The 22,891-nt window shown below is 56.8% G+C and carries 26 protein-coding genes; 4 read left to right on the top strand and 22 right to left on the bottom strand.

Translation table 11 applies throughout. The annotated features are described in order from the left end of the window. Positions 1-177: 177 nt before the first annotated feature. Both ACEN2J_RS13190 and ACEN2J_RS13185 read left to right on the top strand, forming a co-directional pair. Complete coding sequence (locus ACEN2J_RS13190; RefSeq protein ID WP_442106494.1) at positions 178-480, top strand: SH3 domain-containing protein; 303 nt, start codon at positions 178-180, stop codon at positions 478-480. Between the two features lie 97 nt (positions 481-577). Further along, positions 578-1,039: a hypothetical protein gene (locus ACEN2J_RS13185; protein ID WP_442106492.1), complete on the top strand. Its 462-nt coding sequence runs from the start codon at positions 578-580 to the stop codon at positions 1,037-1,039. A gap of 256 nt (positions 1,040-1,295) precedes the next feature. Here the strand turns inward: ACEN2J_RS13185 and ACEN2J_RS13180 are convergent, their stop codons facing one another. The 6 genes from ACEN2J_RS13180 to ACEN2J_RS13155 form a co-directional block, all read right to left on the bottom strand. Further along, positions 1,296-2,705: a sensor histidine kinase gene (locus ACEN2J_RS13180; protein WP_442106491.1), complete on the bottom strand. Its 1,410-nt coding sequence runs from the start codon at positions 2,703-2,705 to the stop codon at positions 1,296-1,298. A gap of 205 nt (positions 2,706-2,910) precedes the next feature. Continuing rightward, positions 2,911-3,600, bottom strand: a complete 690-nt coding sequence (locus ACEN2J_RS13175; protein ID WP_442106489.1) for an N-acyl amino acid synthase FeeM domain-containing protein — start codon at positions 3,598-3,600, stop codon at positions 2,911-2,913. 26 nt (positions 3,601-3,626) lie between these two features. Further along, entirely contained in the window at positions 3,627-4,361 is a 735-nt protein-coding gene (locus tag ACEN2J_RS13170) for a class I SAM-dependent methyltransferase (protein ID WP_442106487.1), read from the bottom strand. A 734-nt stretch (positions 4,362-5,095) separates the two neighbouring features. After that, on the bottom strand, positions 5,096-5,566 hold the full coding sequence (locus tag ACEN2J_RS13165) for a transposase (protein ID WP_442106486.1): 471 nt from the start codon (positions 5,564-5,566) through the stop codon (positions 5,096-5,098). Positions 5,567-5,572: 6 nt separating this feature from the next. Beyond that, entirely contained in the window at positions 5,573-5,761 is a 189-nt protein-coding gene (locus ACEN2J_RS13160; RefSeq protein ID WP_442106484.1) for a hypothetical protein, read from the bottom strand. Between the two features lie 232 nt (positions 5,762-5,993). Further along, positions 5,994-7,133, bottom strand: coding sequence for an alpha-D-ribose 1-methylphosphonate 5-triphosphate diphosphatase (locus tag ACEN2J_RS13155; protein ID WP_442106482.1), 1,140 nt, complete (start codon positions 7,131-7,133; stop codon positions 5,994-5,996). A gap of 86 nt (positions 7,134-7,219) precedes the next feature. Here ACEN2J_RS13155 and ACEN2J_RS13150 point away from each other — a divergent pair, with 86 nt between their 5' ends. Beyond that, a complete protein-coding gene (locus tag ACEN2J_RS13150; protein ID WP_442106502.1) occupies positions 7,220-7,906 on the top strand; it encodes a DUF1045 domain-containing protein in 687 nt (228 codons plus the stop codon). Here the strand turns inward: ACEN2J_RS13150 and phnN are convergent. Genes phnN through phnG form a run of 7 tightly spaced genes read right to left on the bottom strand, consistent with a single transcriptional unit; the run spans position 7,888 to position 12,869 of the window. Continuing rightward, complete coding sequence (gene phnN, locus ACEN2J_RS13145) at positions 7,888-8,421, bottom strand: phosphonate metabolism protein/1,5-bisphosphokinase (PRPP-forming) PhnN (protein ID WP_442106480.1); 534 nt, start codon at positions 8,419-8,421, stop codon at positions 7,888-7,890. The two genes, ACEN2J_RS13150 and phnN, sit on opposite strands and share 19 nt — an antisense overlap. Beyond that, positions 8,418-9,101 carry a phosphonate C-P lyase system protein PhnL gene (gene phnL / locus ACEN2J_RS13140; RefSeq protein ID WP_442106479.1) on the bottom strand — a complete coding sequence of 228 codons (684 nt, stop codon included), beginning with the start codon at positions 9,099-9,101 and terminating at the stop codon, positions 8,418-8,420. The genes phnN and phnL overlap by 4 nt, the downstream gene beginning before the upstream one ends. A 1-nt stretch (position 9,102) precedes the next feature. Then, positions 9,103-9,897: a phosphonate C-P lyase system protein PhnK gene (gene phnK / locus ACEN2J_RS13135; RefSeq protein ID WP_442106478.1), complete on the bottom strand. Its 795-nt coding sequence runs from the start codon at positions 9,895-9,897 to the stop codon at positions 9,103-9,105. After that, positions 9,897-10,772: an alpha-D-ribose 1-methylphosphonate 5-phosphate C-P-lyase PhnJ gene (locus ACEN2J_RS13130; RefSeq protein ID WP_442106476.1), complete on the bottom strand. Its 876-nt coding sequence runs from the start codon at positions 10,770-10,772 to the stop codon at positions 9,897-9,899. Before ACEN2J_RS13130 ends, phnK begins: the two co-directional genes overlap by 1 nt. Next, positions 10,769-11,854: a carbon-phosphorus lyase complex subunit PhnI gene (locus tag ACEN2J_RS13125; RefSeq protein WP_442106475.1), complete on the bottom strand. Its 1,086-nt coding sequence runs from the start codon at positions 11,852-11,854 to the stop codon at positions 10,769-10,771. Before ACEN2J_RS13125 ends, ACEN2J_RS13130 begins: the two co-directional genes overlap by 4 nt. Next, the gene (phnH, locus tag ACEN2J_RS13120; RefSeq protein ID WP_442106474.1) at positions 11,854-12,423 is read right to left on the bottom strand and encodes a phosphonate C-P lyase system protein PhnH; all 570 of its coding nucleotides are present in this window, start codon (positions 12,421-12,423) and stop codon (positions 11,854-11,856) included. The genes ACEN2J_RS13125 and phnH overlap by 1 nt, the downstream gene beginning before the upstream one ends. After that, positions 12,420-12,869, bottom strand: coding sequence for a phosphonate C-P lyase system protein PhnG (gene phnG / locus ACEN2J_RS13115; protein WP_442106473.1), 450 nt, complete (start codon positions 12,867-12,869; stop codon positions 12,420-12,422). The genes phnH and phnG overlap by 4 nt, the downstream gene beginning before the upstream one ends. Positions 12,870-12,936: 67 nt before the next feature. Here phnG and phnF point away from each other — a divergent pair, with 67 nt between their 5' ends. Next, on the top strand, positions 12,937-13,686 hold the full coding sequence (gene phnF, locus ACEN2J_RS13110) for a phosphonate metabolism transcriptional regulator PhnF (protein ID WP_442106471.1): 750 nt from the start codon (positions 12,937-12,939) through the stop codon (positions 13,684-13,686). Positions 13,687-13,713: 27 nt separating this feature from the next. On the opposite strand, the gene ACEN2J_RS13105 is transcribed toward phnF, so the two are convergent. The 9 genes from ACEN2J_RS13105 to ACEN2J_RS13065 form a co-directional block, all read right to left on the bottom strand. Continuing rightward, entirely contained in the window at positions 13,714-14,331 is a 618-nt protein-coding gene (locus ACEN2J_RS13105; RefSeq protein ID WP_442106469.1) for a chloramphenicol acetyltransferase, read from the bottom strand. Between the two features lie 42 nt (positions 14,332-14,373). Then, positions 14,374-15,678 (bottom strand): phosphonate ABC transporter, permease protein PhnE, encoded by a 1,305-nt coding sequence (gene phnE, locus ACEN2J_RS13100; RefSeq protein ID WP_442106468.1) that lies wholly within the window; start codon positions 15,676-15,678, stop codon positions 14,374-14,376. A 1-nt stretch (position 15,679) separates the two neighbouring features. Further along, complete coding sequence (gene phnE, locus ACEN2J_RS13095; protein WP_442106466.1) at positions 15,680-16,558, bottom strand: phosphonate ABC transporter, permease protein PhnE; 879 nt, start codon at positions 16,556-16,558, stop codon at positions 15,680-15,682. 64 nt (positions 16,559-16,622) lie between these two features. Further along, positions 16,623-17,516, bottom strand: coding sequence for a phosphonate ABC transporter substrate-binding protein (gene phnD / locus ACEN2J_RS13090; RefSeq protein WP_442106464.1), 894 nt, complete (start codon positions 17,514-17,516; stop codon positions 16,623-16,625). Positions 17,517-17,541: 25 nt separating this feature from the next. Next, positions 17,542-18,354: a phosphonate ABC transporter ATP-binding protein gene (phnC, locus tag ACEN2J_RS13085; protein WP_442106462.1), complete on the bottom strand. Its 813-nt coding sequence runs from the start codon at positions 18,352-18,354 to the stop codon at positions 17,542-17,544. A 286-nt stretch (positions 18,355-18,640) separates the two neighbouring features. After that, positions 18,641-19,261 (bottom strand): 3'-5' exonuclease, encoded by a 621-nt coding sequence (locus ACEN2J_RS13080; protein ID WP_442106460.1) that lies wholly within the window; start codon positions 19,259-19,261, stop codon positions 18,641-18,643. Positions 19,262-19,814: 553 nt separating this feature from the next. Further along, positions 19,815-20,636 (bottom strand): sugar phosphate nucleotidyltransferase, encoded by an 822-nt coding sequence (locus ACEN2J_RS13075; protein WP_442106458.1) that lies wholly within the window; start codon positions 20,634-20,636, stop codon positions 19,815-19,817. A 37-nt stretch (positions 20,637-20,673) separates the two neighbouring features. Beyond that, positions 20,674-21,441: a CDP-alcohol phosphatidyltransferase family protein gene (locus ACEN2J_RS13070; RefSeq protein WP_442106456.1), complete on the bottom strand. Its 768-nt coding sequence runs from the start codon at positions 21,439-21,441 to the stop codon at positions 20,674-20,676. Then, positions 21,438-22,628, bottom strand: coding sequence for a pyridoxal-phosphate-dependent aminotransferase family protein (locus ACEN2J_RS13065; protein WP_442106455.1), 1,191 nt, complete (start codon positions 22,626-22,628; stop codon positions 21,438-21,440). The genes ACEN2J_RS13070 and ACEN2J_RS13065 overlap by 4 nt, the downstream gene beginning before the upstream one ends. Positions 22,629-22,891: the final 263 nt, after the last annotated feature.

Here is a 22,891-nt window from a genome sequence, read left to right as displayed (position 1 = left end):
CGGAATTGAAGCCACAACCCCAGACCAGATCGCCGCATGACCGACAAGCCTCAAACACCAGATTTGACAATAACTCAGTTGCCGCTGAAGGGCACCCTAGATTTGACTTGTTCCCGTGTTACCAGCAAAGAGTGTTATCGCCTAAAGCGGCGTTTAGATAAAGATGAGGAGACTACGATGCGCTATGCCATTTTTGCGGCGCTTGCGGCTGTAACGCTGGGGGGGCTTACCGCTTGCGTTCCTTCGGATGGGCGTTTGGATGAATACTACGCGGTTGCAGGCGTTGAAGCTAACGATATGTTGAAATTGCGCGCCGGGCCCGGTATCGGCTATCGGGTCATCCTTGGTGTTCCGAACGGCACCATCTTGCGGATTTACAGTTGCGAACAGACCGGCGGCACACGCTGGTGCAAAGCCGCCTTGAAAACATCCAGTGCGGTCGAAGGCTATGTCTCTTGGGCATATTTGCGCGAAATCTGAGGTGCCTATCCGCCGCGCTGATGGCACAAGATCACAGCCATTTGGGCCTGTTCGCTGCCAGTGCTCTTTTCCCCGCCACATATCCAAAGAGGACAGAATGTTCAAAAACTGGCAGCGCGAAAAAGCCACCACAGCACTTATCGATGAGGCACAAGCCTTGGCGGACAAGCTGGCAAGTGCAAAACCCCATGTGCGGGATGGTCACGCCGCATTCGCGCAATTCTGGCAGGTATCTTACCTTCAAACAGATCAGGATCTTGACGCATTGACCTTGTTGAGGCCGGAAGCCATCGCACGTTTTGTGGCCGCGACAGAGACCAAAATCGCGGCCCTTCGCAAACTGCGCGAGTATGAAAGCAGTGACGGGTTGTCTATATGGTTGCACACGGCACGCGCCGTAACAGAGCCCCGTATTGCTCCGGCGGTACGTCAGATATGGCAATCGCTTATGGATGCCGGACCCAACGCCGATGCGATGACGGACGACCTGCTTCAGGATGCAGGCTTGCCGCCACGGGGGGGCTTTTGTGTGCCGCAGGGTTTTCAGACAGAGGCCTAAAGCGGCGTTGTGCTTGGGGTGGCTGCTGATCACAGTGAATAGCTTGTGAGAGTGTCGTGCAACCTGACGTGGTTGCGCGGGTTAATTGGCACCGCCGGCGGGCGCACAACCACTTTAGAGGACCACTGCTTAGCAAGGTCTGTGTCGGTCGGGTTTTCCTTACCGAACGTCAGTTTTTGCAGGCCTCTATCCCATATGGGAGATGAACCAAGATCCCGATCCCCCTGGCCTTGGGTCAGTTTTGAATGCCTCTGTCTCAGGCCGACTTGGCGAGCGGTTCGAAGTTGGCGCCCGGGCGACTTCCGTTTGTCAGCCGGTCGAATTCTATATAAAAGGTTGAACCGACGCCCAGTTCGCTGACGTAATCGATGGTCGCGTTGTGTCGCTCGACGATCTGTTTGGTTATGTTGAGCCCAAGGCCGGTGCCGCCGACCTTACGCACATCGGAGGAATCCACTTGGCTAAACTTTCCGAAAACACAGTCTTTGGCGCCGTTCGGAATACCCAATCCTTTGTCATGAACAGAAATGCGGATGCGCCCGCAGAGGTTTTCCACACGCACCTTCACCGCTCCGCCTTCGTAGGAGAACTTCAGAGCGTTCGACAGCAGGTTGACCATCACTTGGATCAGACGGTTGTGGTCGCCTGTGATCTGGCAATCCTCTTCGCAGGGTTCGGTCGTGACATGGATGCCGAGCTTATTGGCATAACCTGAGGTGGACTCAATTGCCTCGGATACCAGATTGTTCGCATTGATCGGCTTGAAATGGAATGCCACTTCGCCGGCCTCGAGCTTTTGCATATCGAGGAGGTCTTCAATAAGGACGGCAAGGCGTTTTCCGTTGCGGGTCGCAATACTGATGAGGGGCTTGAGGCCAGGGTGCAGCAAGCCGAGTTTGTCGTTATTTATGAGTTCGAGGGATCCAATGATCGACGTCAGCGGCGTGCGTAGCTCGTGGCTGACTGTGGCCAAGAACCGCGACTTGACCTCCAAGGCAGCTTTCGTGTGCTCGATTTCTTCTTTGATCAGCTTCATCTGTTCTCGCCGCTCTTGGTAGCCGAGGTAGAACTTCAGTGATATGTCGCTAATGAAATATAGCACAAAGATGATCGTGAAGAACTCCAACCAGATGTGGGAACTGAGCGGTGGGCGATAACGAAACACGTCGAGCAGCGCTATGAATAGAAACGCAAAGCCGTAGATTGAGAGCCGCAAGATCAGGATGCCCATTATTTGGCTATTGTATATCGCTGCAAAGACCGATGCCGAGAATAAGAAAAAGAGCGGCGTAAAATGCCCGACTGATGCCTGCTGAACCGCAATGTTGATGATGAAAACGCTGATCGTCACCGCGCTCACGGCTGTGTTTAGTGCGATGCGTTTGAGGATCTGCCGCCCCACGACTGGGTCCCGACCATCCCAGGCTTTGGACTTGCGACCGAGTAGCTCGTCGAGCCCTTCGGTAAGGATTACGACGAAGTAGCTCGCGAAGATTGAGATAGGGTCGAAGTAGAACGCCGCCAGTATGGCCGCGACCAAAAAACTCGCCTGCCGCTTCCATACAAGCTGGTTGGTAAGGAATATGTAATCCTTGATACTCTGTTCGCGACCATCGGACGTAAACCAGTCACCCCGGGTCGCCCAAATTGTACTTAGGCTCTGCATTTTCATCTCCGGCGTCGTTCGAGATTGCACGCTATAGTTGAAATGCGGTTAAAATAGTTCATTTGCAGGGCAGGGATCGGTTATTTTGGTTATAATTTGACGTAATGTTGCGACAATCAACGTGGTTTATTATCTGCCATGCTGCAATACGCGTTGGAAGCCAGTTGCGCTTAGTGCCCTGAGGCATGAGCGCGACATGGGTCTGTCAGGCCGCCTTGGAACTGCCATCCGTTGAAGCGACATAAACCCCCTGAAGCTTCGGAAAAGCGATGTTCGAATGTGGGATCTCGTCCACGGGGCCGAAAACCGGTATTCGTGCCAGAACTGCGTCGCGTTGCTCCCGAATTTTTGCGATCAAAAGCTGTGTGGGTTTTTTCAGCCCTGGATAGCTGCGTGGAGCCATCGATACCTCATAGCCAAGGTAGCGGCGGTAGAATGCGGTGTGCTCGACCCGAACGGCAGCAAGGGCCAAGTCGATATCGTAGAACATCGTGGCAAGAAATGGGATGCGCAGAACCAGGAAGTGTAATGGTACACGCTGTTTACGCGCTTCAGGCGCGATCACAAAGCGGGTCGAATCGAGGGCCGTTTGCCCCTGCTTGAGCATGTCCAGTATCTCTGGGAACACCTCCAGCGTTGGCGATATGAGCGAGAGCTTTGACACCAGATGCAGCCGCACCGCCGCTAACATCTCTCCATCCATTTCAACCGCGACATGAACGCAGTTCGGGGTCTCGTCGAACGGGTCAGTCATCATGCCGCGCTCGTTTTCTGCGATCGACCTTTCGGCGCGATAGCACTTGTAGCGTAGGCGGTATATCTGCTCGAGGTCCTGACTGCTGGTCAGAACTCTGTAGCGGGAGCGCTGCAGCGCCTCAATGACTTGATTGTTCATGGCAGGTTCCTTCCGCTCTTGCAGGACTACGGCGTTGCGCGACAGATAAGGAGGTCGCTATAGCCACGATAAACGGGTTCCTGTTTAAGGATTTCGAAACCGGCTGCGGCAACAGCCAATGCGATCTCAGCCTCGGTGTGCGTCCAGTAGACACCTTTTTTCTGTGCCTTGAGGATGGCATTGTTTTGCTTGGCGATCTCTCGGCCCTGCCAAAAAACGCGAAGCGCGCCTGCCAGCCCCAGTTCTTTTTTCAGGTTTGAGAACAGGTAGCTGCGCCAGTCGGTCACGTTCATGTAACGGCCGAGATCAATAAGGTAGAGCAGGCCACCCGGCCGGAGCAACCGACGCAAGTCGCCGAGCCGTTGCTCTTGCCCTGGCATCGCGTAAAGAGAGTGGACGCAAATGACCAGATCAGCCGCCTCTGGAGCATCAAAATCTTCAAGCGTGCTGCTGTCATATTTGATATTGCGGAAAGTTGCCAATTTGGACCGCGCCGCCGCAAGCATGCCCGCGTCGGGTTCTACCAAACATACCTCGCTGTTAGGGCATGCACGGGCCGCGATCTCTGTGTAGTTTCCAGTGCCGCCACCGATGTCATATATCAATCGAGGCATCTCTATGGTTGTAAGAAAAGCCTCGAAACCCTGTAGTAGGGCTTGGTATTCGGGGTTGTGCTCGGACAACAGATCATAGGCCGTCGCATAAGCGCTCCAATCGGGACGCACCGACAGATTGGCTGTTTCAAATTGATCAACTTTCACGCGAACCGACCTCTCAGTAAGAGCTATGTGGCTACACAAAGAGAAGCCACTAAAGCAATGTTTTAATTGTTTTATTGTGACGTGTGTCTTGTTGAGAACGTGACATCATAGAAATAACACTACAGGGACTCTGATTAACAATACAACCATAAAGTGTTAACTGTTTCCGTTTCAACAACAGTTGTTAACCCTTCTATGGCCTGATTTGAGTGCACTAAGGGCAGGGCATTTGGCTCATTTGGCTTAGCGTCGCGGCGAAATGTATTACCAGATAAGATTGCAGCCTTGAGTTGAGCCGATGATCGGGTGGTTTAGCCCCATCTGGCGCCAATCAGGCCTACCCAGATCGACCTCGTGAGATCGTCCAACCCGATGCACAAATTTTTAACGTTCCGCAAATAAATGTGGCGCAGAAAAGGCAAGGACGTCGGATTCTGGGGGTAATTTTCGCTGATCCGCCAAAGTACGGCCCTAATTTTCGGCGACAAACGGGCGATAGGTAGAATCGCACTAAATTTGGAGTGGTGATGAAAGTATTCGCGGGTTTTGACGATTCGACAGCGCTGGACCTTGTCGCCCATTTTCTCGGTATCGCAATGCATCACAACGACAACGCAGCGCCCTCGGCAATTTCGACGCCTATGTGCAGCGGAGGGCAGCCGTGTAATTCACGTGACATTCCCAAACCTGCACCGGCGTAATATGGACGAACTGTGGTTACACATGCTTAGCATTCAATCATTGCCGCATGAAGAATGTTGGCGTGGGACAAGACCCAACCAGGCAGTAAAGTCGCGCCCTCTCTTGAACTGAGACATGTCGGGCGCGAAGGCTTCAACGGCCAGAGCCGTCAATGGCCCGACTCCGGGCAGGGTCTGCAAGCGACGCGCCATATTCGATTGGACGGCCAGTTCCTTGAGTTTTCTGTCACGCGATTTGATGCGCGCCGTCTTTACTGCGATCTGTGCCAGAAGATCACGACACTCCTCACGGACGATGATGGGCAAGTCGCAGGTATCTGATCCAACCAAGTCTTGCATGCGCTTGATATGCCCTATGCCGATTGGAAAAACGTGACCGTGTTCGTAGAGAATTGCGCGAAGAGCGTTCACATCTTCTGTGCGCTGCCTAATCAATAGCTCCCGGCCCCGGAACAAGGCGGCCCGCGCCTGCTGATCAACCGTCTTTGGCGTGGCAAACAGCATCTCAGACTAGCGCGCGGCGATAATGATCGCATCTGCATCGGCTGCATCATTCTTTTTGTGACGCTTCACGAAAGGTCGAACAAACTGCAGAGCGATCAGCTTGGCCTGATGACCCATCGCTTCCATTTGGCCTGCCCAGTAGTTCGCGCTGCCGCAGGCTTTGAAGATAACCACGCTCGGGGCAAGCTTCGGCATGAACACGCGGAACTGTTCACGCGTCAGCTTCTTTTTGACTGGATCTCCCCGGTCGCCATCAACGCTCCGTGAACCTGGGAAATGGACTTTGCCAAATCCACGCCGATTATCATATCATTCATTTTGCCGTCCTCTCCGCTTCATATGTGGTTTCACTACCGACATGTTGGAACATTGCGATGCCGTCGGGGAGGGCGGCAACCATCCCATCTATCAACGCCACTTCGCACGGTTAGACGCGTTTGCCTTGAACCCAAGTGCCGCGCACAGCGCCGGTTTGTGCGATGCGTGCGACGCGGATAACGTCGGCCCTCGAACCGGGCACAAGCTGCCCGCGATCTGGCAGGCCGACGGCTTTGGCCGGGGCGGATGTTACAGTGCGCACGCCGCGCGCGACATCGCCCCACAGATCACCCAAAAACAACGCCGCCGACAGCAAGGCCGATGGCACATAATCAGACGAGACGATATCCAGAAGGTCGGCCTCGGCCAGATGATGCGCTGCGACATTGCCAGAATGAGAGCCGCCACGGATCAGGTTTGGTGCGCCCATCATGACCTTGACGCCCTGTGCGCGGCAGGCGGCAGCTGCCTCAACCGTTGTCGGGAACTCGGCAAAATGCGCGCCGTGCTTTGCCGATATTGCGACCTGCTCAGCCGTTGTGTCGTCATGGCTTGCCAGCACCGCGCCAAAGCGGCGGCTTTCGGTCACGGCGGCCGCCTCATGTGCGGACCCGACGCGTTGGGCGAGCGCGATTTGCCCTGCGACATGGCTTTCAAACTCTGTGTCCGACAAACCGTGCTTGCCACAGACATAGGCGCGCAACTGGGTCATGTCGCGGAATTGGCGCTGGCCGGGGGTGTGATCCATCAGGCTAACAATACCGATGCGATCCTCGGGGCCGAATTTTGCGAGCTCATCAATCAAGGTTTCCGAGCAAACCTCGGCCCGCAGATGCAGGAAATGGCTGATTTTCAGCGCGCCTTGGCTGCGCAGTGCAAGAATTTCATCGGCCAGTTGGCGGGCATATTCGCCGTAATTGGCCTTTTTATTCGAAATCACCGAACCCACGCGCAGCGCATCAAAGACGGTGGTGATACCGACCGAGGCAAGCTCGGCGTCATGGGCGATAATCGCGCTTGCGTGTGGCCAGCTGACCTTGGGGCGCGGCTCTATGTGGCGTTCAAGGTTGTCTGTGTGCAGTTCAATCAGTCCCGGCATAACCAGATCGCCGTCACAATCAATTGCCCCCGCAGGCACGGATGTGCCGTGGTCGATTGCGGTTATCTTGCCATTCTCTAGGCAAATGGTTCCGGCGATGACGTCATCGGGCAGAACCAGCATCGCATTGGCAAGGATTGTCTGGGGCATCGTCTTGGCTTTCGTTGTGATCTGGGGACAGGAATGGCAAAACACTGTCACAGGCGTGTGACAAAATGCGGGTATTGGGTGCGGTTATGGAACAGATGAAACGCTATGCGATCTATTATGCGCCCGAAGCAGGGGCCTTTGCCGCCGCTGCAGCCCGTTGGCTGGGATGGAATTTGCAATCGGGTCAGGCGGTAGATCAACCGGTCGTGCAACTGCCACGCCCTTTGGCCGAAGTCACAGCCGAGCCGCGTAAATACGGTTTTCATGGCACGCTCAAGCCGCCGTTCCGGCTGGCGCAAGGTGTTAAGGCCGATGATTTGGCCGAGGCGGCTGCCCACTTGGCGGCAGGCCTGAAACCTGTCGAATTTTCCGGTTTGCAGATGGTTGAACTGGGTGGTTTTCTGGCACTTGTGCCGCAGGGGAATACCGGCGACTTGCAGCATTTGGCAGCCGAAGTCGTGCGCAGGCTTGATCCGTTTCGCGCCCCGCTGACGGATGCCGAGGTCGCGCGGCGCAAGCCCGAGCGGCTGACGCCCCGCCAGCGTGACCTGCTGACCGCCTATGGCTATCCCTATGTTATAGAAGAGTTTCGCTTTCACCTGACCCTGTCGGACCAGTTGGATAAGACTGAGCGCGACAGTGTTGCCCAAGCCGCCGCCGCCCATTTCGCAGGCGTCTTGCCGCAACCCTTTTACGTGCGCAACCTGTGCTTGTGTGGCGAGGATGCGGCGGGATATTTTCATCTTTTGCAACGCTATCCCCTGATGGCCTGAAGCAGGCGGGTGATGCCTTGTTCCGGTGTTCCGGTGTTTTGCACATCAATCACGGCGATGCCGGTTGGCAGGTCATAACTGGCACGGGCCAAACGCGTCTTTATATCATCGTGGCTTTCGCGACCGCGCAGGGCCAAACGCTCGGCCAACACATCCGAGGGGGCCGAAATGCGGATCACCGTCAGGTCGGGGAAGGCGGCCTTAATCGTGGCCAGCGCCCCGCGAGATCCATTGACCAAAACATTTGCGCCCGTTCGCAGGGGGGCGAGTTCATCCAGGGGTATGCCATAGCGCAGGCCATGCGCGTCCCAATGCAAGGCAAAGGCCCCAGCGTCGAGGCGCGCCTGAAACACGGCCCCGCTAACCCCTTCAAACGGCTCGCCGCCCGCGCGTCGGGGGCGAGTGATCACGCGCCGCGCCCAATGCAGCGCTGGGTCAGCCTTGCTTGCGCCCGCCATCAATGTGTCTTTGCCCGCACCCGAGGGGCCGACGACCACAAACAACCGCCCCGTCACGCGGCCACCATTGGGGTAAAGGTGCGCACATCGACCACACGGTCACAGACGGCGTCGCGCGCAGCCTCATCATGGAAAATACCAAGGATTGCCGCGCCATTCGCTTTGGCCTCGGCGATCAGGGCCAGCACTACTGCGCGGTTGGCCGCATCAAGGCTGGCGGTGGGTTCATCCAGCAAAAGCGCCGGATAGCTATGGGCAAAGCCGCGCGCGATGTTCACCCGCTGCTGCTCGCCGCCCGAAAAGGTGGTGGGGGACAGCGCCCAAAGCCGTTCAGGAATGTTCAGCCGCGTCAGCAGCTCTGCCGCGCGGTCGCGGGCCATATCTTTGGGCATGCCAAGCGCCAAAAGCGGCTCGGCCACCACTTGCGAGGTTGGCACGCGTGGTACAACCCGCAAAAACTGGCTGACATAGCCCAAGGTTTGCCGCCGCAAGGCGATGATTTCGCGCGGTTGGGCCGAGGCGACATCCAGCCCGCCCACAAGGATTTTCCCCGAGGCGGCGAGATAATTCCCCCAGACCATGCGCATCAACGTGGATTTTCCCGCACCTGACGCCCCGATCAACCCGACGCATTCGCCCGGTCCCACATATAGGTTGGCCCCCTCCATCACAGGGATCACGGCCGAGCCCTGATTGTGCAGGGTAAAGCTTTTGCAAAGATTTTGAATGTCGATCATGCTACACCTGTAAAACCGAAGAGACCAAAAGCTGGGTATAGGCGTGCTGCGGGTCGTCCAGCACCTGATCGGTTAGGCCGTGTTCCACCACATGCCCGCCCTTCATCACCATCAGCCGATCCGCCAAAAGGCGCACCACGGCCAGATCATGCGTTACGATAATCGCCGAAAGCCCCATTTCACGCACCAGCCCGCGCAGTAGATCCAAAAGCCGCGCCTGCACGGACACATCAAGCCCGCCCGTGGGTTCATCCATGAACACAAGGCGCGGCCCCGTGACCAGATTGCGGGCGATTTGCAGGCGTTGCTGCATACCGCCAGAAAATTCGCGGGGGCGGTCGTCCACGCGGTCAGCATTAATCTCAACGCGGCCCAGCCAATCGATTGCTTGGGTGCGGATGTCGCCATAGTTGCGCGCGCCAATCGCCATCAGGCGTTCGCCCACGTTACCGCCTGCCGAGACCCCCATGCGCAAACCATCGCGCGGGTTTTGGTGGACATAGGCCCAATCGGTGCGCGCCATCCGCCGCCGTTCGGCCTCGGCCATGGTGACGGTGTCACGCGGGCCTTGCGCTGTTTCAAACATAACGCGGCCTTGGTCGGGGGCCATATGCCCCGCAAGGCTAGACAGCAGGGTCGACTTGCCCGACCCGCTTTCCCCGACAATCCCCAGCACTTCACCACGGTAAAGATCAAAGGACACATCGGCGCAGCCAATCCGGTTGCCATAGCGTTTGGTGATGCCTTGCACCGACAACAGCGGCTGTTCCGATAGGGGGGGGAGTGTTCCGTCCATCACAATGCCTCCTGTGTTGGCACGCCTAGGGCGCCCAAATGCCCGGCGTTGCGGCGCGTGCTGCAAAAATCGGTATCCGAGCAGACAAACATCCGCCCGCCCTGATCGTCGGTGATCACCTCATCCAGATAACTACCATTCGCCCCGCAAAGATCGCAGTCATGCGCGGCCTTGGACGGGGTAAACGGGTGGTCGTCAAAGTCGAGGCTGACCACCTTCGTGTAGGGCGGCAGCGCATAAATGCGCTGTTCGCGCCCCGCGCCAAACAGCTGGATCGCGGCGGAACCTGACAGTTTCGGGTTGTCGAATTTCGGGATGGGCGACGGGTCCATCACATAGCGACCCTCAACGCGCACCGGATAGGCATAGGCGGTGGCAATCTGGCCGTGGCGCGCGATGTCCTCGTACAGTTTAACCTGCATCAGCCCGTATTCCTCTAGTTCATGCATCTTGCGGGTCTCGGTCTCACGCGGTTCCAAAAAGCGCAGAGGTTCGGGAATGGGCACCTGATAGACAAGGACTTGCCCATCGGTGAGCGCAGTTTCAGGAATGCGGTGGCGGGTTTGAATGATGCTGGCCTGCGTGGTGGCCTCGGTCACGGCCACCCCGGCCGTGCGTTGGAAAAACTTGCGGATCGATACGGCGTTGGTGGTGTCATCCGCGCCTTGGTCGATCACTTTCAACGTGTCATCCGGCGTCAGGCAGGCGGCCGTCACCTGCACGCCGCCCGTGCCCCAGCCATACGGCATCGGCATTTCGCGGCTGGCAAAAGGCACCTGATAGCCGGGCACGGCCAATCCTTTCAGGATCGCACGGCGGATCATGCGTTTGGTCTGCTCGTCCAGATAGGCAAAGTTATAGGCTTGATCCGTCATTCTGCGGCCTCCTGTGCGGCAAACGCCTCGGTGCGCAGGCGGCGGACCAGCTCCAACTCGGCCTGAAAATCAACGTAATGCGGCAGTTTTATGTGCTCGAGAAAGCCTGTTGCCTGCACGTTATCGGCGTGCATCAGCACGAATTCTTCGTCTTGGGCGGGGGCACCGGTGTTATCCTCGCCCAGTTCTTTCCAGCGCAGGCTGCGGTCAACCAGGCTCATCGCGATTGCCTTGCGCTCGGTCTGGCCAAAGACCAGCCCATAGCCACGAGTGAACTGCGGTGGCTCGGTTTTGCTGCCTTTGAACTGGTTAACGGTTTCGCATTCCGTCAGCTCCATCTCGCCGATTTCAACGGCAAAGCCCAATTCGGGGATGTCCATCTCAATCGCGACTTTGCCGATGCGCAATTCGCCGACAAAGGCATGGGTGCGCCCGTAGCCACGTTGGGTTGAATAGGCCATCGACAGAATAAATCCTTCGTCGCCGCGCGTGATCGCCTGCAAACGCAGGGCGCGGTTGGCGGGCAGTTCCATCGGGGTGCGGGTCAGGTCGGGCGGCGTGTCATCTCCGCTTGGTTCGGCCTCAATCATGCCATCGCGGTTCAAAAACGCGGTCACGTGCGGCACGTCACTTTCTGTGGCGGAGGCCGTGGGGGCGGGCGGGTTGACCGCGCCTTCCGCAGCCAGTTTGAAATCTAGTAAGCGGTGGGTGTAATCAAACGTTGGCCCCAAGACTTGGCCCCCCGGAAGGTCCTTATAGGTGGCCGAGATACGCCGGATCACCGCCATTTTCGTCGTTTCCACAGGGCGCGAAGACCCCAGACGCGGCAAAGTGGTGCGATAGGCGCGGATCAGAAAAATCGCCTCGATCAAATCGCCGCGCGATTGCTTGATCGCCAGCGCCGCAAGATCGGGGTCGTAAAGCGAGCCTTCGGCCATTACGCGGTTGACCGCCAGCGCAAGCTGTTCACGGATTTGCGCAATGGTCATCTCGTCCACGGTCACATCGCCGCGCCGCTCTTCGGCAAGCCATGCGTGGGCGTTCTCAATCGCCCGCTCGCCTCCTTTGACAGCTACATACATTATACGGCCTCTACGCTGGTGGAACGGGGCAAAGCGGCGATGCGGCTGCCGCTGGTGAAAAAGCAATCAAAGCCTAGCGGAAACAGCGCGCGATTTGCCTGAAAGGCTTCAATTTCGGGCAATGACAGTGCGGCATGAGTTTCTATGCCGGGGCCGGTTAGGCGGGCATTTTCGGGGGCGAAATGATCGGTTTCCACCAGCAATGTGGCGGAACGGTCGGGATAGTCGGGCAGGCCAATGGCAAAGCGCCCAACGGGTTGCAGCGCCGCCCAATCGCCCAAGGCAAAACCCGCCTCATCCGCCGCGACAAGGGGCGCACCGCAATGAAAAGTGACCCAATCGCGCACCGTGGCACAATCATATGTGCCCGCCAGATGCAGCGGCGTGGTCGCATCGCAGAGTGTCAGCAGCAAGGCCCCTGCGGCGATTGAGACCGGAGCGGGCGGGGCGGCACCGGCGACGTCATGTATCGTTCCGGGGCGGGCCATTGCCTCTAATGCGGCCCGAAAAGCATGGGATGATTGAACCGGTGTATCGGAAAAACCGCCTTGCAAAGCTGTTGGGTTCATTGATCTTCTCCACGAACCAGAGTGAAAAATTCGACCTTTGTCGCCGCAGCTTTTGCCGCGCGGGTGCTGCGGCGCTGGGCTTCTTCGGTTTGCAACACGGCGATAACCTCGGCGTCCAGTTTTGCCGCCTGATCGCCTTGCAGCAGCGCATCCAGCACGGCGGCGCGGCGGGCGTGATCTTTGTCGCGCCCTTGCACATAGGCATGGCCCACAGCACCCGACCCAAGGCGCAAGGCACAGCGGGTGACCGTTGTTTCGCCAAGGTTAAAGGGTTGGCCGGTGCCTCCGATGCGCCCTTGCACCATGACGGCCCCAACCTCGGGCGCGCGCAGCACCTCATGCGGGGGCAGGTCGGGGAAAAGCGCTGCCAGTCGTGCAGGTTTGGCGCGGGCCAGCAGGCCCATCCAGATTTGGCGGGGCGTTTGCGGAAGGGTTTGTTCTGTCACGGCGACCTCTGCATCTTGCGGCGGTATTTGAATAACTATACAACTAGACAACAATTATGCACTGGAGATGCAAAATGCACGTGAAGTTTTCGTAACAATGGCGCGCACGTCTATCTGGGCTTCCATTGCGGCTACGCTGACGCAAGAAATTGAAACGGGGCATTACAAAGCGGGCGACAAGCTGCCAACCGAGGCGGCATTGGCGCAGCGTTTTGGCGTTAACCGCCATACCGTGCGCCATGCACTGGCCGCCTTGGCCGAGGCGGGGGCGGTTCATGCGCGACGCGGGCTAGGGGTGTTTGTGGCGGTGCAACCGGCGGCCTATGCTTTGGGGCGCCGCGTGCGGTTTCACCAGAATATCTTGGCCTCGGGGCGCACGCCCTCGCGCCAGATTTTGCGGTTGGAGACGCGGGCATCGGATGGGGCCGAGGCCGAGGCGCTGGCTATTCCACCGAGGGCGGCAGTGCATGTGGTTGACGGATTGTCTCTTGCCGATGGGGCACCGATAGCGCTGTTCAGGTCTGTGTTTCCTGCCGAAACCTTGCCCGCGTTTCTAGAGGCGCTGCAGCAGACACAATCGGTCACGGCCAGTTTGGTAATGTCTGGTATCGCAGATTATACCCGCCACAGCACCAAGATCAGTGCGATTGCGGCGGATGCTTTGACCGCGCTGCATCTGCGCCTGCGTGAAGGGGACCCAGTGCTGCGGACCGTCGCGGTGAATATCGACCCGATGGGGCGGCCAGTGGAATATGGGACAACATGGTTTGCGGGGGATCGTGTAACCGTCACGCTGGCGGGGGATGCGTTGTCTTGAGGCGGGGTGCCAAAAATGCGGCACGCCCTAACCGCTGTATTTTTCAAGAAAGGCCTCGGCAGGCATCGCGCGGAAATCGGGTAGGGCTTGGCGCAGGTCTTCATGCGACCAATCCCACCAAGATAGCATTTGCAACCGGTCGCTGATCTGCGTGGGAAAACGCGGGCGCAAGGGCGTGGCTGGAACGCCTGCCACAATCATATACGGCGGCACATCTTTGGTCACTACAGCGCCACTGGCGATGATGGCACCAACGCCTATCGTCACCTCGGGCTTGATAATCGCGCCATGCCCGATCCAAGTGTCAGGGCCGATTACGGTGCGCCTAGCTGCGCGGGCCGCAAAAAATGTGGGGTCATCCGGGGAATCATCCCAGTAATAGCTGCTGCGATACAGGAAGTGGTGCAGGCTTGCGTTGCCCATCGGGTGATCTGTCGGGCCGATACGCGTAAGGGCTGCAATATTAGCAAACTTGCCGACGGTGGTGTTGGCAATATCGGCCAACCGGTCGCAATAGGCATAGTCGTTGAACGTAGAGTTGATAATGCGGCTGGCGCGACCAACCTCGCAATAGGCACCGAATGTGCTGTTGGAAATCTCGCAATCAGGGTGGATAAGCGGGGCAGCGGCAGACAGCTTTGACATGGTTTTGCCTTTGGGGTTCGCCTTGGGGTTTGGGGGCAGGGATTAGCCCTTGATGAAACGCCGTCTGATCCAACCTGACAGGCTGTCCATTGCCATGACCATCAGCACGATCAGCACCATATAATAGGCGACCTCTTCCCAGTCTTTTTGGGTGATGATGGCTTGGGTCAGCAACAAACCAATGCCGCCGCCGACAATCGCGCCAATAACGGTGGCAGATCGCGTATTGGATTCGAGGTAATAGAGAACCTGACTGAGCAAAATCGGGGCCAACTGCGGGATGACGCCAAAGCGGGCGCGCTGTAGGGCCGAGGCACCGGTTGAGCGCACACCCTCGACCTGCCGATCATCGATGTTTTCCAAGGCCTCCGAGAATGTTTTGCCGAATGTGCCGGTATCGGTCAGCAAAATGGCAAGCGCGCCGGTCATGGGGCCGGGGCCAAAGGCGCGAGACAAAATGATCGTCCAGATCAAGCCATCAACCCCGCGCAGAAAATCAAACACGCGGCGGAAGGCAAAGCGAACGGTGCGAAACGGGGTGAAATTGCTGGCGGCCAGAAAGGCCAGCGGCAATGAGACCATCGCCGCCCCCATAGTGCCCAAAAACGCCATCAGAACGGTTTCAAACAGCGCACCCGCCACATCCGAATGGTGCCACATGCGATTGTGCCAAACCTCGGATGCCATCATGGCAAGGTTCGCGCGCGCAGGGTCAAGCCGTGGCCCTGTCAGTATGGTCGCCAACTCGGCCATTGATTTGCCGGAGAACGGGCTGTCGAGGGTGAAAAAGAACATCTCCCACCCCATTTGATAGCGAAACGTATCAACCTTGGCGCGGGAATAGGAAAAGCGGCCTTGTGGGGTTGTCACAGCGACGCGCGTGCTGGTGGCGTTGATCCAGTCGGGCAGGGGCTGCGGGGCAGTCAGCTTTACTTTGCCGCCATCGGGTTCGACATAGATCGTACCATAACCCGGCACAACATAGCTCGCACCGATCGCATCATAGGTGACGATATGGCCTTTGCCGAGGTCAACCGTGGTGATGCCGTCCGACTGCGTCACCCATTCAGGCAAGCGGCCTTCGGGGTAGGTGCCTTTGCTTTCGCCCTCAATCGCGACCCGCACATCGCCTGAACGGTTTTCGCGGGTGACATGGGTTTTAAAGCTGACAAAATCAGCTAGCAGGATTTTGGCGTTGTCCAGTTTGGCACGGCCCGCGATGCCTGCGATATCAAAGGCCACAAAGACATAGGCAAGATAGGCAAGAATAACCAAGGGCACGGCAAGCGCTGTCAGCTGTTTTACCTTGAAGCGGTGGCTCATTTGCAGGTGAAGTGATGCGGTCATGTCAGTGGCCCTTTACCAGACGGTTGCGGTAGTGGCTTGAAAGCTGGTCAAAGGCCATGATGGTCAGGAACAGCAGCAGGAAGATCGCGACGACCTCGTCATATTTTCCGCCGCCCCATTGCATGGCGATTTTCAGGTCATAGCCGATGCCGCCAGAGCCTACGAAGCCAAGAATGGCCGAGGCGCGGACGTTAATCTCAAACCGCAAAAGCGCATAGCTGAGCCAGTTTGGCGCGACTTGCGGGATAATGCCAAGCCAGATTTGCTGCCCCCATGACGCACCGGTCGAGGCCAAGCCTTCAACGGGTCTCAGGTCGGCGTTTTCGGCAGATTCCGAAAATAGTTTGGCCATTGCGCCAGTGCTGTGCAGGGCGATTGCCACCACCGCAGCCACAGGGCCACCGCCAAGGATAAAGATCAGCACAAGAGCGATAACAATTTCTGGCAGCGCCCGAAAGATATCGGCCAAGCGGCGGAATACGGGGATGAGTGCGGGCCAACGTGCAAGGCCACGGGTGGACAAGATCGCCATCGTGCCGCCTGCCATTGCCCCTATCAGGGTCGCGACGGCGGCGATGTTCAGCGTCTCTATCAGTGAGGGCAAGTAATGCAGCACCAACTCTGGCAGGTTTGCGCGATTTGCGAAAGCTTCGGAAATTACCTCGGACGGAAAGGCCGTCAGGTTGTGCAGGCCTGCCAAAAAATCACCCGCATTGCGGTTTTCGGCGGTTTTAAAACCACTGGCCATGAGCGCAAGGAACAACACCAAAAGGATCGTGCCGTAAAGCCGCTTGCGGCGGGTCTGCTGGATGTAGCTTTCGGTAGAGTTTGTCAGATCCGCCCGTTTTCCGGGCTTTGGACCAAAAGCAGTATCAACCATAGTGGGCTCCAATACAGCGCTGGGCCTTTGCAATCAAAGGCCCAGCGTAGGGTGCTAAGAGGGATTATTTGCCAGACAATTCGCGGGCCGCGATGATGCCCAGATACATGTCATGGGTGGCTGGAACGAAGTCTTTTGCTTCGCCGGCGGCCACACCGTAAGCGCAATCCTTGTCGGTTTCCCACAGATCGGCAGTGATCTGGGTGACCTTGTCTTTTACATCCGCAGGCAGGGCTGCGCGCACAACCATCGGACCTTCTGGGATCAGTTTCGAGCGCCAGATTTCGACCAGATCGTTCATTTCAACGATGCCAGCATCAGCGGCTTTGCGGAACGCGCCCGAAGAAAAGCCGTCTTCCCAGTTGCCAACGCCGTCAGCCCAAGACACGCCCGCGTCGAACATACCGCTGCTGACACCAACGATGGTTTGCTCGTGGCCGCCCGAGAATTTCACTTCACCGAAGTAATCTTCAAGCTTGCCATATTTTGCCATCAATTCAGCGCCGGGGACGAGGTAGCCTGAGGTCGAGTTAGGCTCGCCAAAAGCAAAAACTTTGCCTTTTGCATCTTCGATCGATGTGATGCCGCTGTCTTTGCGTGCAAAACCGATGGAGTAGTAGCCGGTTGAATCGTTGAGGTTCTGCTTGGTCAAACGCACCTCAACAGCTGCCGGGTCGGTCAGATAGGTCTTGGCATAGCTGGAACCGCCAAGCCACGCCAGATCAATGGTGCCGCCCAACAGGCCCTGAATAACGCCGTCATAGTCAGCAGGTGTGAACACCTTAACCGGAACGCCAAGCGCGTCTTCGATCTTTTTGCGGTAGCATTCGTTAGAGGTCATGCGGTCTTGGGCGTTTTCACCACCAAGGATGCCGATGTTGAATTCTTTGATTTCCTGCGCGTGAACAGCACCCGAAAGGGCAGTGGTGGCGGCAAGAAGGGCAAGCAGCGTTTTCATGGTCGTCTCCGGTTTGGGTGTGTGGTCAGTCAACCAGCATCGCTTCGGCATAGGCCGCATCGGGCTGGGTAATGGCGGTCGAGGTTGCAGCCTCGTTGAACGAGGCATCTGCGCCGTAGATGTCGCGGGCGACGCCCGTCGACAGTTGCGCGGGCGTGCCGTCAAAGACGATACGACCGTCGCGCATTCCGATCACGCGGTCACAATAGCGGCGCGCGGTATCAAGGGTGTGCAGGTTGGCGATGACCATGCGGCCATCTTCTTCGTGGATGCGGCGCAGCGTATCCATCACAACTTGCGCATTCATCGGGTCAAGGCTGGCGATGGGTTCATCGGCCAAGATCACCTTGGGGTCTTGCATCAGCGCGCGCGCAATCGCCACGCGCTGCTGTTGCCCGCCCGACAGTGCCTCGGCGCGTTTCGGGGCCTGTTCGACAATGCCCAACCGGTCCAAAATTTCCAGCGCGCGGGTGATATCGGCGTCGGACCAAAGGTTGAACATGGTTTGCAGGGTGGACCGTTTGTTCAACATGCCGTGCAACACGTTTGAGGCCACATCCATGCGCGGCACCAGATTGAACTGTTGAAAGATCATTGCGCATTGGCCCTGCCATGCACGTTTTGCCGCGCCTTGTAGGGTCAGTACATTTTGGCCCTCAAAACGTATCTCGCCCGAGCTGGCATCCGTAAGCCGGTTCATCATGCGCAACAGCGTTGACTTGCCTGCACCCGACCGCCCGATGATGCCCACGAATGCGGATTTTTCGATGACAAAACTGGCGTTATCAACCGCCGATTTCTGTCCGAACATCCGCGTCACGTTTGAGACTTGTAGCATATCTGCCCCCTTTGGTGCTTAGTGGGCTGATAGACCGCCAGCATGACGCTTCAGTGTCGGGAATATGAAGGTTTGGTAAACTGTGCTGCACGCAGGTGGCCAAATTGCGAGAGGCCGCAAGAACGCTGATCGCTATGCTGTGATGGAGGTGTGTCACATAGAACGGTCTGACATTAGCCTTGCCAAAACACGGCATTGTTGGATGCGCCACTCGCTGCGGCGTGGCGCTATCCGTCTGTCCTGCATCCGTGCTTTTGCCGGATAAACCGGTCTGTGGTTGGTCGGCTTATGCTTTTGCGGCGCGGGGGCGGGGGGCTTTGGGAACGGGCAGCGCGATTTCGCCAAACGGCATCGCAAGACGGGCTTCGGCATGCAGCACAACCATGGCCGCCGCGCGGGCATCTTCACCGGCATCGTGATGGTGGAACTGCAAATTCAACAGCTGTTTCAGGTTGGCAAGGCCATGCCCGCCATTTCCTTTCAGCTCTGGCCAAGCGCGCCGCGCAATCCTGACGCTGTCGCTCCAGTTTAAGGGCGGAGGCTCAAGGCCCAAACATCTGTGGGCGGCGTTGATGGCCTGTTTGTCGAAGTTGCTGTGTTGAATAAGATGATGTCGCGCAAGCAGCGGCAACAGCGTTTCAAACGCCTCATGGAAGGGTAGGGCATCTGCCACATGGTCCGGCCCGATCCCGTGCAGCCGTATGTTGAACGGGTCAAAATGGGTGCGCGGATTGACGAACATGGAAAAAGTCTGGATGCGATTGTCAGGCTGAACACAGGCGAGGCCGATCTGGCAGATGCTTGCGGCATCACTGCACGCCGTTTCAACATCCAATGCGATGAAGCGAAAATCCCCCTCGGGGACGCGGTTGATATGTTGAAAGTCTGGGCGCGAAGAGGGGATCATATTTTGAACTGTTGGGCTTTATAGGTTTTGGGGGGTCGTTTTGATGTCTGACATTCGTTTTTTTGGCAATTGGTTTCTCATAACACCCTGCGCTGGTGGGGCAAGCGTGTTTCGGGTTGGTAAAGCTGGTTTAGGCAATAGAGGCCATCGTTGGCTTTCTGCGGATCAATCAAGGAAGCGCGCAAGGCGTTGGCGACAGGTCTCGCCCATTCTTGCGTATTCAGACTAAGCGTATGGGCAGAACGAAGCATTTGGACGCTTGGGCTCATTTCTGCCATCCTCGCCCAGCAGCATCGCCGCGGTATCTCTGGAGAGAGCGGTTCCCTGAAGCAGAGTTGGTTCAAAAGGGGTGCGTAAATAATACCAAGTTTGAAATTGACGCCTAGTGATCTGAGTTAAAGCGACTGCGCCGCAAGAACAATGACATTGCCGTGCCAGAAATCGTTTTGAACGCTGTCACCGCGATATTCATCACCTTTGCCCCACATGGGGGGCAAAGGCCGGCCAAAACTTGCCGGTACAGGCCCCCCGCATGTGGTGTTTCGGATAGGCTTTAGGTTGTGGTGGACGCCTTGTCCGATGCCTCGTCTATCGCGCGTTGTTGGCCGCGTGACACTGTGGTGATCGGCGTTCCGAACATTGCATTTGCTGCGGCAAAGTCTTTTGCCGTATCAATTTCGGTCCAATTCAACCCGGTAATGTCGAGCGCATGAAACACAGCACCTTTGCTTACAAGCCGTGCATAGGCGTCTTCATAATAGTCTTGAAGCCGCGCGGGGCTTTCCATCATCATGGCCAATTCTGCGAAAAGCAGCGGGCCGGTTTTGGGGCTGATCTTTTCGATCCCGATGGATTCCCCGAGTGCCATGTCAGGGGCAACCGATTTGCCAACTTCAAGCACCTGCATATGCTCGTCTGCAATGACCTTCACTTCCTCATCTTCAAGCGCTATATTTTGATCAATGCACAAGACATCTTCGTGTTTGTCATCCAAAAGCTGGCGCAGGATTTTTACATCAAACACTACGTCCGCATCGAATTTAACAAACTCGGCAGTGCCAATCACCTTTGATGCCAGCATCAAGGAATAGCCGGTGTTCGTGTCGCGGTAGCGTTCATTGATCACATATGTAACGCGGATGCCCCGAAAGGCCTTGTCTACAAATTGTTTAATTTCTTCGGCTCTGTGGCCCAGTACCAGAACAAATTGCGACATGCCGCAGCTGAGGCAATTTCGGATCATCCGTTCAAGAATGGCGGACCCGCCCACCGATAGCAAACTTTTGGCGCATTTGTCGGTCAGGGGGCTGAGCCGAGAGCCTACGCCTGCTGCCAGTATGACCGCGATTGGCGGGCGCGTGTTTTCGTGTTTCATGTCAGAATCTCCTAAATGTGCGATGATGAAAGGGATGCTATTTCTGGAGCGAAACCTTGCGGGTTTCATCGATGTTTTTGCCTCTTTGCCAAGGCTTGTAGATTCCCCAAAATACTTGGCTTGCGGCGAAGACCCACAGCATCGGGGTTAGCTGGTTAATGATCAGCGCGAGCGACAGCATGAAGATGAACACACCCTCATCAAAGCCAAGAATTTTGCGTTGTTCGCGTAGAAACCATGCCCAGTTTTCCCGAAAACCAAACCCAAGACCTGCTGTGATTTTCGTCGGTTTAAGCCGCGCCATCTCGGCGGGGTATTGTTGGTTTCGCTTTGTTTCTATCTCAAACGCGATATATTTGGCGTATCCGCGCAAGTTGTAGAACGCGATGCCGATCATCGCGAGGAGGACCGGAGTCGCGCTGGCCGTTTGCAGGTAAGCCGCGTATCCGGCCGCGCCAAACCAAAGTGCAACCTGCATCTGATCGGTCAATCGGTCATAATAGCTGCCTATGGGCGACGATACCTTGCGAAAGCGCGCCATTTGCCCGTCCATGCAGTCGAGGATATGACTGAGGTGGATAAGGAGGGCCGCTGCGATAAACCAACCCGTGCCCCCGATGATGATCCCGAATGTCGCGATGACTGCGACCACAAATGAAGCCGCCGTGATCCGGTTTGGGGTGATCCACGCAACATCAACAACGCCATAGTTGGCAAGGATCGCGAGGGGCGATGTGACGAAGGATGACCACCATTCATCATCACGGGTTTTGGTGGCCCAAAGTTGTTTCAGCTTATCTGTCATGATACCACCTTTGCTTGAAAGAGGTTCGGCGCAGGAAGCATGGCCACCGTTGCCGGCATGGATATGACTGCAGCCATCGGTTCGGCGGCTTTGACCTGCAACGTCAACAAGACTTCTTTGAGCGCGGCAAGGAAGTACCGGATATCGTAGTCGGATAACTCGCCAATATTGCCGACCTGAAATACCTTGCCGGCAAAGCAGCCTTTGCCCTCATAAATGATGATTGATTTTTCGCGCAGCCGGTTGCGCAGGTCGCGCACAGAAATCGAAGGCGGCACCCGTACCGTGGTCAAGATCGCACACATGTCGGCATCGTCGATCAAAAATTCCAGATTCAGGCGGCGCATACCGACACGCAGCATATCGGCACGGGCCTTGATCCGCGCATAGCGCTTGATCACGCCTTCGCGCAGGATGTCTGTCAGGGCTTGTTCCAGCGCAAAGAATAAGGGGACGGCGGGCGTATTGGGGGTTTGGCTATGGTTCTTTAGAAACGCATAGAACGTCGCGAGATTGAGGTAAGTGGTTTTCGCCGCATGGTGTTTCAGCTTTTTAAAGTGTTTTTTGCGCCCCACGACGAAGGATAGTCCTGGGTAAGACCCTATCGCCTTAGAGCTTGAGCTGGATACAAACGCGATGTTGGATGTCTCCATGTCGATTGCTTCGGCGCCGACAGAGCTGACGCCATCAACCACAAACAGCGCCCCATGGGCCTTGGCTATCGCGCCGATCTGCGGCAGTGGGTTTAACATGCCAGAACAGGTTTCGTGATGCACCATAGCGATGACATGGATCTTGTGGATCGACAGATATTCCTCAATCTGGTTCAGATCGAAAGCGGTGCCCCAAGGCATCTCGATAAGGTGGGTGCGCTTGTTGTGGATGAGTGATGTCTTGTGCAGCCGCCCGCCAAATTCACCGTTCGACAGGATCAGGATCGCGCCTTTGCCCACGACAGACGACAGCATTGCCTCATTCGCCGCTGTGCCGGATCCGGTGATCACCACTGCGCGGTATCGCGTTTGTTTCCGGATCTGAAAAAGCGAGATCAGTTTGTGTTCAATGCTGCGCAAAAGGGCGTCAAAGTCAGGTTCCCGGTGACAGATATCTTCTTTACTGATAGCAACGCGAAGGGTCTCGGCGACATTCACAGGGCCGGGTGTGAACAGCAGATATTTGGTTAACACTAGAACATGCTCCAACGACCGCATGACACAGTGCCACGAGGTCGGGACACCCATGATGCGCCACTGCACGCGGACCGCGTAGTGACATCGAGAGGGCACAAATCGAATTCGCAAGCGCAGCCAACAAGAGCGGCTGTTGTCATGTCGTCCTGAAATTGAACGCGTAAAGCAATAATCTGAAATACCTGATTCCAGAAATATATACGGATCAAACGCGCCGGTCTCAAGTTAAGGTCAACGCGCGCGACGATAAGGCGGCGTTG

It is taken from the genome of Pseudorhodobacter sp. W20_MBD10_FR17 (assembly GCF_052119765.1).
Taxonomy (GTDB): Bacteria; Pseudomonadota; Alphaproteobacteria; order Rhodobacterales; family Rhodobacteraceae; genus Pseudorhodobacter.
Note: the sequence above shows the minus strand (reverse complement) of the source record. Positions and strands in the feature narration are given on the sequence as shown.